The sequence below is a fragment of the Micromonospora sp. NPDC050495 genome (assembly GCF_040655175.1).
Lineage (GTDB): Bacteria > Actinomycetota > Actinomycetes > Mycobacteriales > Micromonosporaceae > Micromonospora.
Genome location: NZ_JBFAJK010000042.1, coordinates 33,485 through 50,590 on the forward strand (window position 1 = coordinate 33,485; position 17,106 = coordinate 50,590).

The window sequence follows — 17,106 nt, forward strand, 5'->3', positions numbered from 1 at the left end:
CCGCCGACCGGCTCGCGTAGGCTGCGGGGCAGGCGAGCAGGGGAGGGCCCGTGAGCGCGGCGCAGATCATCACGCGGCTGGCGGCGGCCGCCCAGAAGCTGGACGAGGCGAAGGCCAAGGCCGCCGCGGCGGCGCAGGATGCCGCCGAGGCGCGGGCGCTGGTCGCCGGGGCCCTGGAAGGGGTGGCGGCCGGCCCGCTGATCGGCGTCATCGACGCCTACCGGCAGGCGCTCGCGCAGGCCGCGCAGGGCGGCGAGCCGGCCCGCCAGCATCTCCAGGAGACCATCGCCCGGGTGCGCGCGCTGGGCAGCTGACCGGCCGGGCGCCGGCCACGCGCCCGGCGACCGGCAGACAACAATCCGACACCCGTGCGGTCGGACCTGCCGCGACGCGCCACCCGGAGGGGAACGTGGTGGCGGCACACATTCGCGGACGGTAATGTGCTGCGTCGTCGAAACCGCCGTCCGCTGTTCGGCCCGCTGTCGCGATCGCATCCTCCCGACGGGGCGGCCTGCCGTCTGTCGGATCCACCGTTCCCGCACCACGCCCGCCGCACCGCGCAAGCGGTACGAGAGGAGCCGCAGTGTCCACAGAGGACGCGCCGCAGCACCGGCCGCCGGATGTGCCGGACACCGGCGAACCGGAGACCCCCGGGTGGGAGAGGCGGTTCGCCGACCGTCCGCTCGGCTATCCCAACGCGCTGGTCTGGCTGCGCGCCGGCATGCTGCGGGACTGGCGCGGGGTGCTCGGCGCGTTCGTGGCCACCTGGTTCTACGTGCCGCTGGCCCTGCTCGCCGCCGTCTGGCTCGGCATCGCGGGCGGCCTGGCGGGGCTCTTCGTCGGCGGTGGCCAGGCCGGCGACCAGGTGCCGGCGGTGCTGCGCGACGCGCCGCTGGTCGGTCCGCTGCTCGACGCCTTCCTCACCCGCTCGGGCGGGCTGACCGGCGGTTTCCTCTGCTTCCTGCTGGGCTTCCTGGTCGGTTTCCTGGCCGTGCTGGTGCTGCCCTGGCGCGGCGCGTTCGACGAGCCGGCCAACCTGCTGACCGGGCTGGCCGGGGTGGTGCTGGCCGCCGCGCTGGTCGGCCTCCTCTACACCCTGGCCCGGGTGGTCCTCGAGCCGCGGTTCCTGGCCGTGTCCGGCGCCCGCCGGCTCAGCCGCCGGGAGGCCGACCGGCTGCGACCCCTCCTCGCGGACTGCGCCCGCCGGCTCGACCTGCCCAACGTGCCCCGCCTGCTGATCGAGGACGACCCGGTGCTGACCAATGCCCGGGCGTACGCCCGGCACGTGGTGGTGAGCACCGCCCTGCTCGACGAACCGGACGAGAACATCGCGGCGCTGCTCAGCCACGAACTGGTGCACTGGCGGACCGGAGACGAGGTGACCGGCGCGTTCATCCGGGGGGTCGGGCTGCCGCTGGTGCTGGTGCACGCGATCCCCAGCTGGCTGATGCGGCGGTTCCCGCATCCGGCCACCGACTTCGTGGTCTTCCTGGTCTTCTGGCCGGTCCTGGTGACCATGCGGTTCCTGGTGTTGCCCGCCCACCGGCGCGACGTCCGGGCGGCCGAGTACCGCGCCGACGAGGGCGCCGTGCTCGCCGGCCACGCCACCGGCATGCGGGCCCTGCTGGAGCGGCGCCGCTCCTTCGAGACCGGACGCAGCGGCTGGGACGAGGCGGTCTGTGCCACCCACCCCCCGGCCGAGCTGCGCCTGGACCGGCTGGAGCAGCTGACCGGCCCGGACGCGGCCGGCGAGGCGGCGGCCGACGACGCCGCGGCCCGACGCCGCGAGCTGTTCGGGGCGCCGGCGTCGCCGGGACCGCGGCGGGCCTGGCTGGTGGCGGCGGCGCTCGTGGTGGTGAGCTGCCTCGGCGGTGGCGCGCTCACGGCCGCCCAGTGGGTGTTCTACCGGCCGGAAGCGGCGGTCGACGGCTACTTCGACGCCCTCGGCGACCGTGATGCCCGGGACGCCCTGGGGTTGCTGACCGAGGACGCCCGCGCGGGGGTCGGCGACGAGGAACAGCTGGCCCGGATGGTCGGGGCGAAGGACTACCAGCCACCGACCGACGTCCGGGTGACCGCGGTCGAGCGCGACGGCGACGAGGCGACCGCCACGGTCTCCTATGTCCTGGCCGGCACGCGGGCGACCGCGGAACTGCGGCTGCGCCGCGACGACCGGGCCACCCTCGGGTTGTTCCACCGCTGGCGGGTCGCCGCCGCGCCGGCCCGGCTCTCCGTGCCGGGCGGACCGGCCGGGCTGACCGTCGGCGGGGTGCCGGCGGTCGTCGGCCCGGAGGACGGCGGAGTGGCGCTGCTGCCCGGGAGCTACTCGGTCGCCGGCCCGCGTAACGCGCTGACCGAGATCCCGCCGCAGGTCGTCCTGGCGCTGCCCGGTGCGGAGCAGGTGGCCGGCGCGGACCTGCTGCGGCCGACCCTCGCGCCGGGCGCGCAGGCGGCCGCCGAGGAGGGCGTGCGGACCTGGCTGGACGGCTGCGCCGCGCAGCGGGTGGCCAACCCGACCGGCTGCCCCTTCACGTACTACAGCGGCAGCACCGTGAAGCGGATCGCCTGGAAGATCGAGAAGGTGCCGGAGCTCCAGGTCGAGCTCTCCGACGAGGGCGGTGCGCCGGTGGCCGTGGTATCCACGGTGGACGGCGGGCAGGGCTCGGCCCGGGCGACCGGGGTGGAGGAGGACTACTTCACCAGCAACCGCCCCTTCGCCGAGACGGTGACCTTCCGGGTCCGGGGCGTGCTGACCCTGGTGGACGGAAAGCCGACGTTCCGTCCGGACGCCGGATGACCGAGGAGAGGAGACCGGTGACCGGATCGTCGCCCCGCCCCGGAGAGCCGGTCCGCCTGCTGCTGGCGCCCCGCGCCGGCCGCCCGCCGACGGTGCCGCTGCTGGCCTGGCTGCACCGCCGCCCGGAGTTCCGCGCGGCGGTACGGGACGCGGGGGCGGGCCGGGGCGGCCGCCCGGGGTTCAGCGATGCGGTGATCATCGCGGTGGTGGCCCAGGGCCTGCTGCCGGGGCTGTTCAACCTGCTCCAGTCCTGGGTCGACCAGCAGCGCACCGAGGTCAGCGTGCGCCTGCGGGTGGGCGACGCCGAGGTGGAGCTGCAGGTCAACGGCCGCACCGATGCCGGGAAGCTGCTGGAGCAGGCGACCCGCGCGCTGCCCCGGGCCGGCCAGGACGGGGACGACCCGCCCGCCTGACCACCCGCCGGGGCCCGGGGGCCCGCGGTGCCGCGGTGCCGGGGGCGCGCCGGGCGCCGTGCCGATTCGCCGGTTTGTGCCTCCCGTGCGACAACGGGTTACCAGCGCGTAACTTTTCATTGACGTGTGTGAAATCGGACACGCATCATCGTTCCCACGATCGATCGGATCCCACCCGTCCCCTCCCGGCCAACCCGGGTGCCTCCCCTCGGAGGTGCAGCCATGCTGCTCCGAACGATCCTCGCCGCCACCACCGCCGTCACCGCCCTGCTGGTCCCGGCCGCTGCCGCCCAGGCCGCGTCGCCCCAGCGCACCGCCGCCGCCACGACCGCCGCCCCCGCCGCGGCCGATCCCGCCGACCTGCCGCTCGCCGCGGCCGGCGCCAATCCGGTCGTCGTGGTCGGCGGCCTGATCGGGGTCTCCATCGCGTACGAGCCGATCGCCGCCCGGCTGCGCGCCGACGGCTACCGGGTGTCGATCTACCAGTTGCCGAACCTCGGCTTCGGCGACATCCGCGAGTCCGCCCGCGCCCTGTCGTCCTACCTGGACCAGGTCCGGGCCGCCACCGGGGCCGCCAAGGTGGACCTGGTGACCCACTCGGAGGGCGGCCTGGTCAGCCGCTGGTACATCAAGTTCCTCGGCGGCGCCGACAAGGTCGACCGCTACATCAGCCTGGGCAGCCCGCAGCGGGGCACCTACGTCGCCAACATCATCAACTTCCTCGGCCTGGGCAGCTGCGTCGGCATCGTCGCCTGCCAGCAGATGAGTGCCGGGTCGTCGTTCCTGGCCGAGCTGAACGCCGGCGACGACACCCCGGGCGCGGTCCGCTGGACCACCGTGCGGACGTGGCAGGACGAACTGGTGCTGCCGATCAACAACGCCACCCTCCTCGACGGCGCGACCAACGTGCTGGTGCAGGGCTGGTGCCCGCTGCGGGTCGTCGGCCACCTCGGCCTGGTCCTCGACGGCACCACGTACTCGATCGTCCGGCAGGCGCTCGCCGGCGCCGCGATCCGTCCCAACTGCTTCGCCCTCTGATCGATCCCGGACCGGCGGGCGGCCCGCGTACGTCCGCCGGTCCGCCGGTCCGCCGGTCCGGCGGGTCGGCGGTCCGGCCGGTCGAGCTGGCGCGGGGCAGTTGGGCCGGCGGCGGGGCAGTTGGGCCGAGCGACCCCGGGGGCGGCGCGCGCCGTGCGACGCTGTGCCGGAGGCGGGACGGACGTGAAGGGGGTGCCCATGGCCGCGACGCCGCAGGTCGACTTCGCGCTCGACACCTACGAGTGCATCGTGCTCTATCCGGGGCCGTCCGGGCGGGCGCTGCCCGAGGAGACCGTGCAGCGGCTGCAGGCCGAGCATCTGCACCACATGCAGGCGCTGCAACGGCGCGGCTTCATCCTGGTCGACGGCTCAGTCGACGGGCCGGCCCGGGAGCCGGACCCGCCGATCGGCTTCGGCCTGGCCCGCACCGGCTCGGTGGACGACGTCCGCAGCGTGATGGAGGCCGACCCGGCCGTGCAGGCCGGGCTCTACCGGGTGGACGTGCTGACCTTCCTCTGCCCGGCCGGCTCGCTGGAGTTCCCGCTGGCGGCGAAGCAACGCTGAGCGCCGGCCCGCCCACGGCCCGCTGGCCCGGCCCGGCCCGCTCGGCCCGCTCGGCCCGCCGGCTCGACAGCCGGCCGGCCCGTCCGCGCCGCCGGACCCGGCCTCCCGGGCCGCGGGCGACCATCGGGAGCACCCGGCCGGGGACCTGACGGCGGGCGGTACGATTTCCGCCGCGCGGTCGCCGATGCCCGCCACCCACACGACGTTCCGGTGCGGTTGTTCACCGCCCACCGCGCGCGAGTCGCGCGTCGTCGGACAACTGTTCCGCAGTCCGAAAGGGGTCGGCCGCCGGGTCGATCCGGAGGAGAGACTAGCCTGATGGGCGTGACACGCCGCGCGAAGATCGTCTGCACCCTCGGTCCCGCCACCTCGTCCCCGGAGCGCATCCGGGGCCTGGTCGAGGCGGGCATGAACGTAGCGAGGCTCAACTTCAGCCACGGCAGTCACGCCGACCACGAGGCGGTGTACCGGCTGGTGCGCGAGGCGGCCGACGCCGCCGGGCAGCCGGTGGCGGTGCTCGCCGACCTGCAGGGCCCCAAGATCCGTCTCGGCCGGTTCGCCGACGGCCCGCACGAGTGGCGTACCGGCGACTCCGTGGTGATCACCGGCGACGACATCCTGGGCAGCAAGGAGCGGGTCTCCTGCACCTACCGGAAGCTGCCGCAGGAGGTGAAGCCGGGTGACCGGCTGCTGATCGACGACGGCCGGGTCGCCGTCGAGGTCAGCGACGTCACCGGCAACGACATCCGGGTCCTGGTCACCGAGGGCGGCCCGGTCTCCAACAACAAGGGCGTCTCGCTGCCGAACGTGGCGGTCAGCGTCCCGGCGATGTCGGACAAGGACGCCGAGGACCTGCGCTTCGCCCTCGGCCTGGGAGTGGACCTGATCGCCCTGTCCTTCGTCCGCTCGGCCGAAGACATCAAGCTGGTGCACTCGATCATGGCCGAGGAGGGCGTGCAGCGCCCGGTGCTGGCCAAGGTCGAGAAGCCCGAGGCGGTCGACCACCTGGAGGCGATCGTGCTCGCCTTCGACGGGGTCATGGTCGCCCGCGGCGACCTCGGCGTCGAGCTGCCGCTGGACCAGGTGCCGCTGGTGCAGAAGCGCGCCGTGCAACTGTGCCGGGAGAACGCCAAGCCGGTCATCGTGGCCACCCAGATGCTCGACTCGATGATCGAGAACTCGCGGCCGACCCGCGCCGAGGCCTCCGACGTGGCCAACGCGGTGCTCGACGGCGCCGATGCCCTGATGCTCTCCGGCGAGACCAGCGTCGGCAAGTACCCGGTGCTCACCGTCAGCACCATGGCGAAGATCATCCAGACCACCGAGTCCGGCTCGATCGGCGTGCCCCGGCTGCAGCACGACCCGCGTACGCACGGCGGCGCGCTCACCGTCGCCGCCTCCTCGATCGCCCGGGCCATCGGCGCGAAGGCCATGGTCGCCTTCTCGCAGACCGGTGACACCGTCAAGCGGCTCGCCCGGCTGCACTGCGACCTGCCGCTGCTGGCCTTCACCCCGGTGCCCGAGGTGCGTAGCCAGCTCGCTCTCTCCTGGGGCGTGGAGACGTTCCTGATGCCGTTCGTCGAGCACACCGACGACATGTTCCGCCAGGTCGACCAGGCGCTGCTCGGGCTGAACCGGGCCAACCCCGGTGACTACGTGGTGATCGTGGCGGGCAGCCCGCCCGGCACCCCCGGCTCCACCAACACGCTGCGCGTGCACCAGCTCGGCTCGCTGGTCGACGCCGCCTCGGCGCGGGCGCTGCAGTGAGCGCGGGCAGCCGGCCGGCCGGGCGGGCCGCGCGCCCGCGACCCGGGGTGGCGCGGTGAGCGAACGCCGGGTGGCGACCGGCCAGGCCGCGGTCGACCAGCTGCTGGAGGTGCTGGACCTCGCGAACACCGGCGAGATGACCTTCCGGGGGATGAGCCCCCCGGTCGGTCCGCAGCGGGTGTACGGCGGTCAGGTCGCCGGCCAGGCCCTGGTCGCCGCCGGGCGGACCGTCGAGCCGGAGCGCTTCGTGCACTCGCTGCACGGCTACTTCGTCCGCCCCGGCGACCCCACCGAGCCGATCGAGTACCAGGTGGAGAACGTCCGGGACGGCCGCTCCTTCTCGGTGCGCCGCTCGGTCGCCCTCCAGCACGACAAGCCGATCTTCTTCATGTCGGCCTCGTTCCAGCGGCAGGAGGAGGGGCTGGACCACCACGCGCCGGTGCCGCCGGACGTGCCGGCCCCGGACGAGGTCCCCACCATGGCCGACCGGCTCGCCCGCTATCCGGAGCGGCTCGGCATCTGGGGCCAGATCCCGCGCCCGATCGACGTGCGCTACGTCGGCGAGCCCGGCTGGGTACGCCCCGGCGACCGGCCCGCCGAGCCGCACCAGCGGGTCTGGATGCGCCTCGACGGCAAGCTGCCCGACGATCCGCTGCTGCACGCCTGCGCCCTGGCGTACGCCTCCGACCTCACCCTGCTCGACTCGGTGCTGTCGGTGCACGGCGAGGTCTGGGGCCCCGGCGGCGTGGTCGGCGCGAGCCTGGACCACGCGCTCTGGTTCCACCGGTCCTTCCGCGCCGACGAGTGGTTCCTCTACGACTGCTGGAGCCCGTCCGCCTCCGGCGCGCGTGGCCTGGCCACCGGCCGGATGTTCACCACCGACGGCCGGCACATCGCCAGCGCCGTGCAGGAAGGGCTGCTGCGCCGGGTGGGCGCCTGACCGCCCGGCCCGGTCGGGCCGTGGCCGTTCGGTCGAGGGCCGCGGCACCGGCCGGACGATCAGCCGACTAACCTGTCCGGCATGCGTCTCTCCGCCCGGGTCGACTACGCCCTCCGCGCGGCTGCCGAGCTGGCCTCGACGGCCGAGGGGGCGGCGACCGGACGACGCCGACCGGTGACGGCCGAGCAGATCGCCCGCGCCCAGGACATCCCGCCGAAGTTCCTCGAGAGCATCCTGTTGCAGCTGCGCCGCGGCGGGATCGTGCACGCGCAGCGCGGCCCCGAGGGCGGCTACTGGCTGGCCCGGCCGGCGGCGGAGATCTCCCTGGCCGAGGTGATCCGGGTGATCGACGGCCCGCTCGCGCACATCCGCGGCCAGCGCCCGGAGCAGCTCGGCTACCACGGCGCGGCCCGTTCGCTGCAGGACGTGTGGATCGCGCTGCGGGCCAGCGAGCGGGAGATCCTGGAGCTGGTCACGCTCGCCGACGTGGCCGCCGGCACGCTGCCGGCCCGGGTGACCGAGCTGGCCGCCGACCCGGCCGCCTGGAGCTGACCGGCCCAACCCGTCCCACCCACCGATCGGGTACTTGACCGGAGCGCCCCCGTGCCGCATTGTCGACCAAGTCGATAGGAGATACCGAAAGTTCGGGGGACACCGGTGCGTAAGCTGCTGATCCTCGCCCTGGTCGGGCTCGCCGCGCAGCTGGTCGACGGCGCGCTCGGCATGGCGTACGGGCTGACCTCCTCGACGCTGCTGCTCTTCGCCGGGGTCGCGCCGGCCGCCGCGTCCGCCTCGGTGCACCTGGCCGAGATCGGCACCACCCTCGCGGCCGGAATCTCGCACTGGCGGTTCGGCAACGTCGACTGGCGGGTGGTCGGCCGGATCGCGCTGCCCGGAGCGGCCGGCGCGTTCGCCGGCGCCACCGTGCTCAGCTCCGTCTCGACCGAGGCCGCCGCGCCCTGGATGGCCGCCATCCTGTGCACGCTCGGCGGCTACCTGCTGGTCCGCTTCGCCCGGCCGCTGCGGCCGCACCGGGCGGCCGGCCGGCTGCGGGGCCGCTTCCTCGCCCCGCTCGGGCTGGTCGCCGGCTTCGTCGACGCCACCGGCGGCGGGGGCTGGGGCCCGGTCGCCACCCCGGCGCTGCTGGTCTCCGGCCGGCTGGCCCCGCGCACGGTGATCGGCTCGGTGGACACCGCGGAGTTCGTGGTCGCCGGTGCGGCCAGCGCCGGGTTCCTCATCGGTCTCGGCACCGAGGGCTTCCTGCTGCCCACCGTGGCGGCGCTGCTGATCGGCGGCCTGATCGCCGCCCCGATCGCCGCCTGGCTGGTCCGCATCGTCCCCGCGCAGCTGCTCGGCGCCACCATCGGCGGGGTGATCGTGCTGACCAACGCCCGGACCCTGCTGCGCGCCGGCGACCTGGGCGGTCCCGCGCCGGCGCTGGTCTACGCGGTGCTCGGCGCCGGCTGGCTGACCGCGCTGGCGCTGGCGGCCCGGGCACTGCGCCGGACCCGCCGGGCCAGAGCCGTCGTCGCCGCCGCCGCGCCGGCTCCCGCCGACGAGGCCGGCACCGGCCCGGCCGCCGCACGCGCCGCGGTGAGCGCCGCATCCGGGCCAGCTGCGGTGAGCGCCGCACGCGAGCCGGCCGCCGGGAGGGCCGTCGCCGATCCGGCGGCGGGGGGCGCCGGGTCGCGGTCGCTGGCCGCCGCCGTCGAGGGCTGACCGGCTCGGTGCGCGGTCAGCCGGCGCGGTTCAGGCCGCGCCGGGCGGTGCGGACCCGCTGCGGCTCCACCGGCGACGGGCGGCCGTCCGGGGCGAGCATCCGGTGCGCCGCCTCCAGCCCGGTCAGCGCGGCGCCGTAGGCGCTGAGCTCGCGCTGGAAGTGCTCCACCTTGGCGTACCAGAACCGCAGCTCCGGGTTCATCGCCTTGGCGTTGAGGTAGTTGACGATGTCGGTGTCCGGGGTGATGCCCTGCCGCGCGTAGCAGCGGTCGAACCTCGCCTTGGTCCGCTCGTACCGGTCGGTCATCGCGGTCAGGCCGGCCTCCGCCTCCAGGAGCCGGTTGCGCAGGTAGCGCACGTACTCGCGGGGGATCGGCGGCGGGTCGGCGGGCGCGGTGCGGGGCGCGGGGAGCACAGGCATGGCGATCACCCGACCCGAACCGCGGTGCGGGCCCGGACGCCGGGCTCAGCGCCGGCCGCCCGTCGACGATCGACTCCATTCCGGAACAGCATGACCGGCCTCCCTCCGGCTCGGCTGGCGGGTCCGCGCCGGCGGCGGCGCGGCGTGCGCGTCCCGGCCGGTCGGGGGGCGACGTCGCCCCGGCGGCCCCGTACGTAGTGATGTCCTTCTACCCAGATCCGCCGGCGCTCATGCGCCGCATCCGGACCCCGCTCGGTCACGGGGGCCGGGCCGGGCCGGTTGTGCGGCCGGAAAACGTTGTCCTAGGCTGTCCCCGCGCGGAGTCGAATCACCGACGTCGATCAGTGGCGTCCCGTCAGCGCGACGCACCGCTCCCGCCGGCCCGGGCAGGCCGGCGCGCTGCGTCGCGGGCTCGATCTCCGCGAAAGGCATCCCCGTGCACCCCATCACACCCCGTCGCCGGACCGCGCTGCTCGCCGCGGCCGCGGCGACCGCCCTCGTCACCGGCGTTCTCACCACGGTGGCCGCCTCGGCCGCCGCCGCCGGTTGCCGGGTCGACTACCGGGTCACCAACCAGTGGGGCGGCGGCTTCGGCGCCGACGTCACCATCACCAACCTCGGCGACCCGGTGAACGGCTGGACGCTCACCTGGTCCTTCACCGCCGGCCAGCAGGTCGGCCAGGCCTGGAACGCCACCGTCAGCCAGTCCGGCGGCCAGGTCTCCGCCCGCGACGCCGGCTACAACGCCACGATCGGCACCGGCGGCACCGCGAACTTCGGCTTCAACGCCTCCTGGAACAACGCCAGCAACCCGGCCCCGGCGAGCTTCGCGCTCAACGGCACCACCTGCACCGGCGGGACCACACCGACCAGCGCGCCGCCCACCTCCGCCCCGCCGACCACCCCGCCACCCACCACGCCGCCGCCGACCACCCCGCCACCGACCACGCCGCCGCCGACCACGCCGCCGGCGGGCGCCAAGCAGATGGAGAAGCTCGACCGGGGGCTGATCAGTGTCCGCTCCGGCAGCGGCAACCTGGTCTCCTGGCGGCTGCTCGGCACGGAGACCGCCGGGGTGTCGTTCAACCTCTACCGCGGCGCCACGAAGGTCAACAGCAGCCCGATCACCGGCGCCACCAGCTACCTCGACAGCGGTGCCGCCGCCGGCACGGCGTACACCGTCCGGCCGGTGGTCGACGGCGCCGAGCAGGCGGCGTCCGCCCCGGCGTTGCAGTTCACCAACGGCTACCTGGACGTGCCGATCCAGGCCCCGCCCGGGGGCACCACACCGGCCGGGGAGGGTTACAGCTACTCGGCGAACGACGCCAGCGTCGGCGACCTCGACGGCGACGGGCGCTACGAGATCGTGCTCAAGTGGGACCCGTCCAACGCCAAGGACAACTCCCAGTCCGGCTACACCGGCAACGTCTACGTCGACGCGTACACCCTCACCGGCGCCCGGCTGTGGCGGATCGACCTCGGCCGCAACATCCGCGCCGGCGCCCACTACACCCAGTTCCAGGTGTACGACTACGACGGCGACGGCGACGCCGAGGTGGCCATGAAGACCGCCGACGGCACCCGCTCCGGCACCGGCCAGGTGATCGGCTCGTCCTCCGCCGACTACCGCAACTCCAGCGGCTACGTGCTCGCCGGCCCCGAGTACCTGACCATGTTCGACGGCCGCACCGGCGCGGCCCTTTCCACCGTCGACTACGACCCGCCGCGCGGCACCGTCTCGTCCTGGGGCGACTCGTACGGCAACCGGGTCGACCGGTTCCTGGCCGCCACCGCGTACCTGGACGGTCAGCGCCCCTCGCTGATCATGGCGCGCGGGTACTACACCCGCGCGGTCATCGCCGCCTGGGACTTCCGCGACGGCACGCTGCGCAAGCGGTGGACGTTCGACTCCAACGCCAGCGGCAACGGCGCCGCCGCCGGCCAGGGCAACCACAACCTGTCCGTCGCCGACGTCGACAACGACGGCCGGCAGGAGATCGTGTACGGCGCGGTCGCCATCGACGACACCGGCCGGATCCTCTGGTCGACCGGCAACGGCCACGGCGACGCCATGCACGTCGGCGACCTCGACCCGGCCCGCGCCGGGCTGGAGGTCTTCAAGGTCGACGAGGACGGCAGCAAGCCCAGCTCGTGGATGGCCGACGCGCGTACCGGCCAGATCCTCTGGCAGACCGCGCCGAACGGCGACAACGGCCGGGGCGTCTCCGACGACGTCTGGGCCGGCAGCCCGGGGGCCGAGTCCTGGTCCTCCGCCGTCGACGGCCTGCTCAACACCCGGGGCCAGAACGTCGCCCGCAAGCCTTCCTCGGCCAACTTCCTGGTCTGGTGGGACGGCGACCCGGTCCGCGAACTGCTCGACGCCACCAAGATCGACAAGTACGGCACCGGCGGCGAGACCCGGCTGCTCACCGGCAGCGGGGTGGCGTCCAACAATGGCACCAAGTCCACCCCGGCGCTCTCCGGCGACATCCTCGGCGACTGGCGCGAGGAGGTCATCTGGCGCACCAGCGACAGCAGCGCGCTCCGCATCTACAGCACGCCCACCCCGACCGGCGTGCGGCTGCCCACCCTCATGCACGACCCGCAGTACCGGGTCGCCATCGCCTGGCAGAACACCGCCTACAACCAGCCGCCGCACCCCGGGTTCCACCTCGGCGACGGCATGGCGACCCCGCCCGCGCCGAACATCTACCTGCGCTGAGCGTCCGGCTCGACGGCCCGGCCCGGGTTGACGGCGCCGGGCCACAACCGGCTTGACGGCCCGGCCCACCTTGGCGGTGCCGGGCCACAACGGCAGGCACCGGGCCGCCGGCCGCGGAATCCGCGACCGGCGGCCCGGTGCACCACACCGCGGCATTCCCGACCCGTCCCGACCGGGAATGCCGTACCACCACCGGACACCACGTTAGGCCGGCTCCGCGACGCTGGGGTGACGTGGCTATGAAGAGCGTGTTTCAGCGGCCCTGGCGCAGGCCACCGGCGACCTGCTCGGCGATCAGCTCGAACGAGTGGACCCGGTCGGCGACGTCGTACACCATCGTGGTGAGCATCAACTCGTCCGCGCCGGTGCGCTCCAGCAGCGCCCCGAGCTGCCGGGCCACCGTCTCCGGCGAGCCGGTCGCCTGCCCCTCCCGCCGCTGCGCGACGAACTCCCGCTCGAACTCCGAGTACGGGTAGGCCGCCGCCTCCTCGGGCGAGACGAGCGGCTCCGGGCGCCCCGAGCGCAGCTTCAGGAACGACAGCCCGGCCGGCCCGGCCAGCCACTCGGCCCGCTCGTCGGTCTCCGCGCAGACCGCGTTGACGGCCACCATGGCGTACGGCCGATCGAGCCACTGCGACGGCCGGAAGTGCTGCCGGTAGAGCTGCAGCGCGGGGATGGTGTTCTGCGCGCTGAAGTGGTGCGCGAACGAGAACGGCAGCCCGAGCAGGCCGGCGAGCTGGGCGCTGAAGCCGCTGGAGCCGAGCAGCCAGACCTGCGGTGACTGCCCCTTGCCGGGGGTGGCGGTGATCGGACCGGGCTCGGCGCCGCTGAAGTAGTTCATCAGGTCGGCCAGCTCGCGCGGGAAGTGCTCGGCGGACAAGCCCTCCATGGTGCGGCGCAGCGCCAGCGCGGTCACCTGGTCGGTGCCGGGCGCCCGACCGATGCCCAGGTCGATCCGGCCCGGGTGCAGCGCCTCCAGGGTGCCGAACTGCTCCGCCACCACCAGCGGCGCGTGGTTGGGCAGCATCACCCCGCCGGAACCGAGCCGGATCGTCGAGGTGTGCGCCGCCAGGTGGGCGAGCAGCACCGCCGGGGCGGAGCTGGCGATCGCCGGCATGTTGTGGTGCTCGGCCACCCAGAACCGGCGGTAGCCCAGCTCCTCGGTGCGGCGGGCCAGCTCGGTGGTGTGCCGCAGGGCCTCGCCGGCGCTGCCGCTCGCGGCCACCGGGGCAAGATCAAGAACAGACAGGGGTACGTCGATCACGGCTCGGGTCAACGCCCGGGCCGCCGGATTTGTTCCGGCCGGTGGCCTAACCCATACCGCGCGCCTGCTCGAAGATCAAACTCGTCTGGGTGTGCTGCACGGCGGGATCCACCGCCAGGTGGTCCAGCACGAAGTCCCGCAGCGCGTCCCCCGAGGCCGCCCGCACGTGCAGCACGTAGTCCTCCGCGCCGGCCACGTGGAACACCGACACCACGCCCGGCAGGCGTACCGAGCGGGCCCGGAACGCGTCCACCGCCGCCCGTTCGTGCGCGGTCAGCCGCACCGACACCAGCGCCTGCAACGGCAGGCCCACCGCGGCCGGGTCGACCTCCGCGTGGAACCCGCGGATCGCCCCGCACTCGCGCAGCGCCCGGGTCCGGGTCAGGCACGTCGACGGGGCCACCCCGACCCGCTCGGCCAGGGCGTTGTTCGGCAGCCGGCCGTCCGCCGCCAACTCGGTCAGGATCGCGCGGTCCACGTCGTCGAGGGCCGCGAACGGCGGCCGTACATCATTCGGTGCGAGGGGCATGCGAGCATCATCCGTCGAACTTCGCTGCATCGAAAGAGCATTTCACAGAATCTTCTTCGCTGCTCTTGCCCTCGACGCGGCTGATGTTCGACGCTTCCGGCCATGACCGCCGTGGACACCAGAGCCGTGCACGCCGGGCGCGACGACCTCGCCGGCCTCGGCGTCCACGTGCCGCCGATCGACCTCTCCACCACCAACCCGCTGCCCTCGGTCGAGGGCGGCGGCGACGCGTACGAGGCGCTCGCCACCGGTGGCCTCCTCCCGGCCGGCGCCAGCGCCGTCTACCAGCGGCTCTGGAACCCCACCGTGGCCCGCTTCGAGACCGCCCTCGCCGAACTCGAGGGCACCGCCGAGGCCGTCGCCTTCGCCAGCGGCATGGCCGCCCTCACCGCCACCCTGCTCGCCGCCACCCGCGACGGGAAGCGGCACGTCGTCGCCGTCCGCCCCCTCTACGGCGGCACCGACCACGTCCTCGCCACCGGCCTGCTCGGCACCGAGGTCAGCTGGGCCCGACCCGACGAGGTGGCCGCCGCGATCCGACCGGACACCGCGCTGGTCGTGGTCGAGACCCCGGCCAACCCCACCCTCGACCTGGTCGACATCGCCGCCCTGGCCACCGCCGCCGGCGACGTCCCCTTGCTGGTCGACAACACCGTCGCCACCCCGGTGCTCCAGCAGCCCGCCCGGCACGGCGCCGCGCTCGTCCTGCACAGCGCCACCAAGAGCATCGGCGGGCACGGCGACGTCCTCGCCGGCGTCGTCGCCTGCGACCCCAGCTGGGCCACCCGGCTGCGCCAGGTCCGCGCCGTCACCGGCGCCATCCTGCACCCGCTCGGCGCGTACCTGCTGCACCGCGGCCTGCAGACCCTGCCGCTGCGGGTCCGCGCCCAGCAGGCCGGCGCCGAGAAGCTCGCCGGCTGGCTCGCCGGCCACCCGGCCGTCGAGCGGGTCCACCACCCGTCGCGGCACGACCCGGCCGGCCTGGTCGGCCGCCAGCTGTCCGGCACCGGCAGCCTGCTCGCCTTCGAGGTACGCGGCGGCGCGCCCGCCGCGGCCGCGGTCGCCGGCGCCTGCGAGCTGATCACCCACGCGGTGTCGCTCGGCGGCGTGGACACGCTGATCCAGCACCCGGCCTCGCTCACCCACCGGCCGGTCGAGGGCGACGCGAAGCCCGGCGGCGGGCTGCTGCGGATCTCCGTCGGGCTGGAGGACCCGGAGGACCTGCGGGCGGATCTGGCGCGGGCGTTGTCGCGGATCTGACGCGCGCTCTGCGGGCCGGTGGGTCCGGGTCCGGTCAGAATTTCGGGCCGACGTGCCGGTCCAGCGCGGCGACCGCCTCCCGGCGGGCCACGGACAGCGAGTTGCGGCGGTTCATCCGCCAGGCGATGCCGAGCAGGTCGAGCGCCCACTGGCAGAGACCCATGATGTCGGTCGACTCGTTGTGGAACATGTAACGGGGATAGACGTACTTCTTCCCTCGGACGACGACCTGGTTGGCGAAGCGGCACCCGTCGGAGTGGAAGAGACCGCGCAGGAAGTCGCCCGGGTGCGCCTCGACGAGGGTGCGCTGCCAGTCCGCCAGGACGATCGGACGCTGGTGCTTCTTGCCCGGCCCGTGCTGCGGGAACAGGCACGGCCAGTGCTTGCCGTAGCTCTGCACGGCGACGCAGCCTGGATGCTGGACGCGCTGGACCTTCTCCGCCAGGACCCTGCGCATGGCCTCGTCGCATGCCTCGATCAGTCCCGGCCAACTGTCGCTGCAAGAGATCCGGAGCACCGGCACCCGCGCTTTGGTCACGAGATGCCCGTCGCCCAGATAGAGGCCGAGGAGATAGGCGTAGGCGGCCGGATCTGTCGGCACGCGGACACCCTCACGGCAGCGGAAACACCGCAGTGCGGTGCCTAGAACCGCAGGGGTCGGGCGGTCTCTGCACCAGTGCCACACGGTGCGGTAGTTGAGGCCCACAGCGCGGGCCGCCTCCGCGACCGTGGCCCCGGACAGAAAGGCCTGACGTGCTCGGGCGCGTATCTCGGGTGGGTGCACGAGGACATCTTCGAACGCCCGTACGACATTCTCGGTGTCCCCGGTGGGATTCGAACCCACACTGTCGGAGGTTTGAGCTCCGCTTCTCTACCGGTTGGAATACGGGGACAGGCTCGCGCGACGCTCTCGCGTCGTGCCATAGGTTACCTACTACGCTAGGGGCGGCGACACCCGGCACGGCGGGTGTCGGGTTCGAACCGGTGGGAGTGGCTCGTGGGCGAGATGCAGGCGGACGCCGAGCGCAAGCGCGTTCTGATCGCCGAGGACGAGGCGCTCATCCGGCTGGACCTGGCCGAGATGCTGGTCGAAGAGGGCTACGAGGTGGTCGGCGAGGCCGGTGACGGTGAGACCGCCGTCAAGCTCGCCGAGGAGCTCAAGCCGGATCTGGTCATCCTCGACATCAAGATGCCGATCATGGACGGGCTGGCCGCCGCCGAGCGGATCGCCGGCGCGCGCATCGCCCCGGTGATCATCCTGACCGCGTTCAGCCAGCGTGACCTGGTGGAGCGGGCGCGGGCGGCCGGCGCGATGGCGTACCTGGTCAAGCCGTTCCAGAAGAGCGACCTGGTGCCGGCCGTGGAGATCGCGCTGTCGCGCTACTCCGAGATCGCCGCGCTGGAGTCGGAGGTGGCCGGCCTGACCGACCGGCTGGAGATCCGCAAGACCGTCGAGCGGGCCAAGGGCGCGCTGATGACCACGTACGGAATGACCGAGCCGCAGGCGTTCAAGTGGATCCAGCGCACCGCCATGGACCACCGGATGACCATGAAGGAGGTCGCCGAGCGGATCCTCGCGGAGACCGCCGGCGGCGAGGTCGCCCAACCCGCCTCCTAACCCCCACCCCCACCCCCCACCCCCCAACCTCGTCGATCATGGACTTGTGGTGCC

General features: G+C 74.2%; 16 protein-coding genes and 1 tRNA gene. 12 read left to right on the plus strand and 5 right to left on the minus strand.

The window, feature by feature from the left end:
- Positions 1–50: 50 nt before the first annotated feature.
- The 9 genes from AB0I11_RS27950 to AB0I11_RS27990 all read left to right on the plus strand — a co-directional run bounded on the left by AB0I11_RS27950 (position 51) and on the right by AB0I11_RS27990 (position 9,238).
- On the plus strand, positions 51–314 hold the full coding sequence (locus tag AB0I11_RS27950) for a DUF6244 family protein (RefSeq protein ID WP_046569305.1): 264 nt from the start codon (positions 51–53) through the stop codon (positions 312–314).
- A 269-nt stretch (positions 315–583) separates the two neighbouring features.
- Positions 584–2,797: a M48 family metalloprotease gene (locus AB0I11_RS27955; protein ID WP_357326908.1), complete on the plus strand. Its 2,214-nt coding sequence runs from the start codon at positions 584–586 to the stop codon at positions 2,795–2,797.
- Positions 2,798–2,814: 17 nt separating this feature from the next.
- Positions 2,815–3,210: a hypothetical protein gene (locus AB0I11_RS27960; RefSeq protein WP_357326911.1), complete on the plus strand. Its 396-nt coding sequence runs from the start codon at positions 2,815–2,817 to the stop codon at positions 3,208–3,210.
- Positions 3,211–3,432: 222 nt separating this feature from the next.
- Positions 3,433–4,248, plus strand: coding sequence for an alpha/beta fold hydrolase (locus AB0I11_RS27965; RefSeq protein WP_357326915.1), 816 nt, complete (start codon positions 3,433–3,435; stop codon positions 4,246–4,248).
- A 198-nt stretch (positions 4,249–4,446) separates the two neighbouring features.
- Positions 4,447–4,812 (plus strand): YciI family protein, encoded by a 366-nt coding sequence (locus AB0I11_RS27970; RefSeq protein WP_046569310.1) that lies wholly within the window; start codon positions 4,447–4,449, stop codon positions 4,810–4,812.
- Positions 4,813–5,130: 318 nt separating this feature from the next.
- Entirely contained in the window at positions 5,131–6,579 is a 1,449-nt protein-coding gene (gene pyk / locus AB0I11_RS27975; protein ID WP_357326918.1) for a pyruvate kinase, read from the plus strand.
- Positions 6,580–6,634: 55 nt separating this feature from the next.
- Positions 6,635–7,519, plus strand: a complete 885-nt coding sequence (locus AB0I11_RS27980; protein WP_357326921.1) for an acyl-CoA thioesterase II — start codon at positions 6,635–6,637, stop codon at positions 7,517–7,519.
- An 81-nt stretch (positions 7,520–7,600) separates the two neighbouring features.
- Positions 7,601–8,071: an Rrf2 family transcriptional regulator gene (locus tag AB0I11_RS27985; RefSeq protein ID WP_357326924.1), complete on the plus strand. Its 471-nt coding sequence runs from the start codon at positions 7,601–7,603 to the stop codon at positions 8,069–8,071.
- Between the two features lie 105 nt (positions 8,072–8,176).
- Positions 8,177–9,238 (plus strand): sulfite exporter TauE/SafE family protein, encoded by a 1,062-nt coding sequence (locus tag AB0I11_RS27990; RefSeq protein WP_357326927.1) that lies wholly within the window; start codon positions 8,177–8,179, stop codon positions 9,236–9,238.
- A gap of 16 nt (positions 9,239–9,254) precedes the next feature.
- On the opposite strand, the gene AB0I11_RS27995 is transcribed toward AB0I11_RS27990, so the two are convergent.
- Positions 9,255–9,659 (minus strand): hypothetical protein, encoded by a 405-nt coding sequence (locus AB0I11_RS27995; protein ID WP_357326931.1) that lies wholly within the window; start codon positions 9,657–9,659, stop codon positions 9,255–9,257.
- Between the two features lie 436 nt (positions 9,660–10,095).
- On the opposite strand from AB0I11_RS27995, the gene AB0I11_RS28000 reads away from it, so the two are divergent.
- Positions 10,096–12,381: a cellulose binding domain-containing protein gene (locus AB0I11_RS28000; protein WP_357326934.1), complete on the plus strand. Its 2,286-nt coding sequence runs from the start codon at positions 10,096–10,098 to the stop codon at positions 12,379–12,381.
- Positions 12,382–12,634: 253 nt separating this feature from the next.
- On the opposite strand, the gene AB0I11_RS28005 is transcribed toward AB0I11_RS28000, so the two are convergent.
- Together AB0I11_RS28005 and AB0I11_RS28010 are read right to left on the minus strand one after the other, a co-directional pair.
- Positions 12,635–13,657: an LLM class flavin-dependent oxidoreductase gene (locus tag AB0I11_RS28005; protein WP_357326937.1), complete on the minus strand. Its 1,023-nt coding sequence runs from the start codon at positions 13,655–13,657 to the stop codon at positions 12,635–12,637.
- A 34-nt stretch (positions 13,658–13,691) separates the two neighbouring features.
- Entirely contained in the window at positions 13,692–14,174 is a 483-nt protein-coding gene (locus AB0I11_RS28010; RefSeq protein WP_046569320.1) for an Lrp/AsnC family transcriptional regulator, read from the minus strand.
- Positions 14,175–14,276: 102 nt separating this feature from the next.
- Between AB0I11_RS28010 and AB0I11_RS28015 the strand changes: the two genes are divergently transcribed.
- Positions 14,277–15,434: a PLP-dependent aspartate aminotransferase family protein gene (locus AB0I11_RS28015; RefSeq protein ID WP_357326940.1), complete on the plus strand. Its 1,158-nt coding sequence runs from the start codon at positions 14,277–14,279 to the stop codon at positions 15,432–15,434.
- A gap of 34 nt (positions 15,435–15,468) precedes the next feature.
- Here the strand turns inward: AB0I11_RS28015 and AB0I11_RS28020 are convergent, their stop codons facing one another.
- Together AB0I11_RS28020 and AB0I11_RS28025 are read right to left on the minus strand one after the other, a co-directional pair.
- Positions 15,469–16,035, minus strand: coding sequence for a transcriptional regulator (locus AB0I11_RS28020; protein WP_357326943.1), 567 nt, complete (start codon positions 16,033–16,035; stop codon positions 15,469–15,471).
- Between the two features lie 218 nt (positions 16,036–16,253).
- Positions 16,254–16,327: transfer RNA gene (locus AB0I11_RS28025), tRNA-Leu, on the minus strand.
- Between the two features lie 104 nt (positions 16,328–16,431).
- On the opposite strand from AB0I11_RS28025, the gene AB0I11_RS28030 reads away from it, so the two are divergent.
- Positions 16,432–17,052 (plus strand): response regulator, encoded by a 621-nt coding sequence (locus tag AB0I11_RS28030; protein ID WP_357326946.1) that lies wholly within the window; start codon positions 16,432–16,434, stop codon positions 17,050–17,052.
- Positions 17,053–17,106 lie beyond the last annotated feature (54 nt).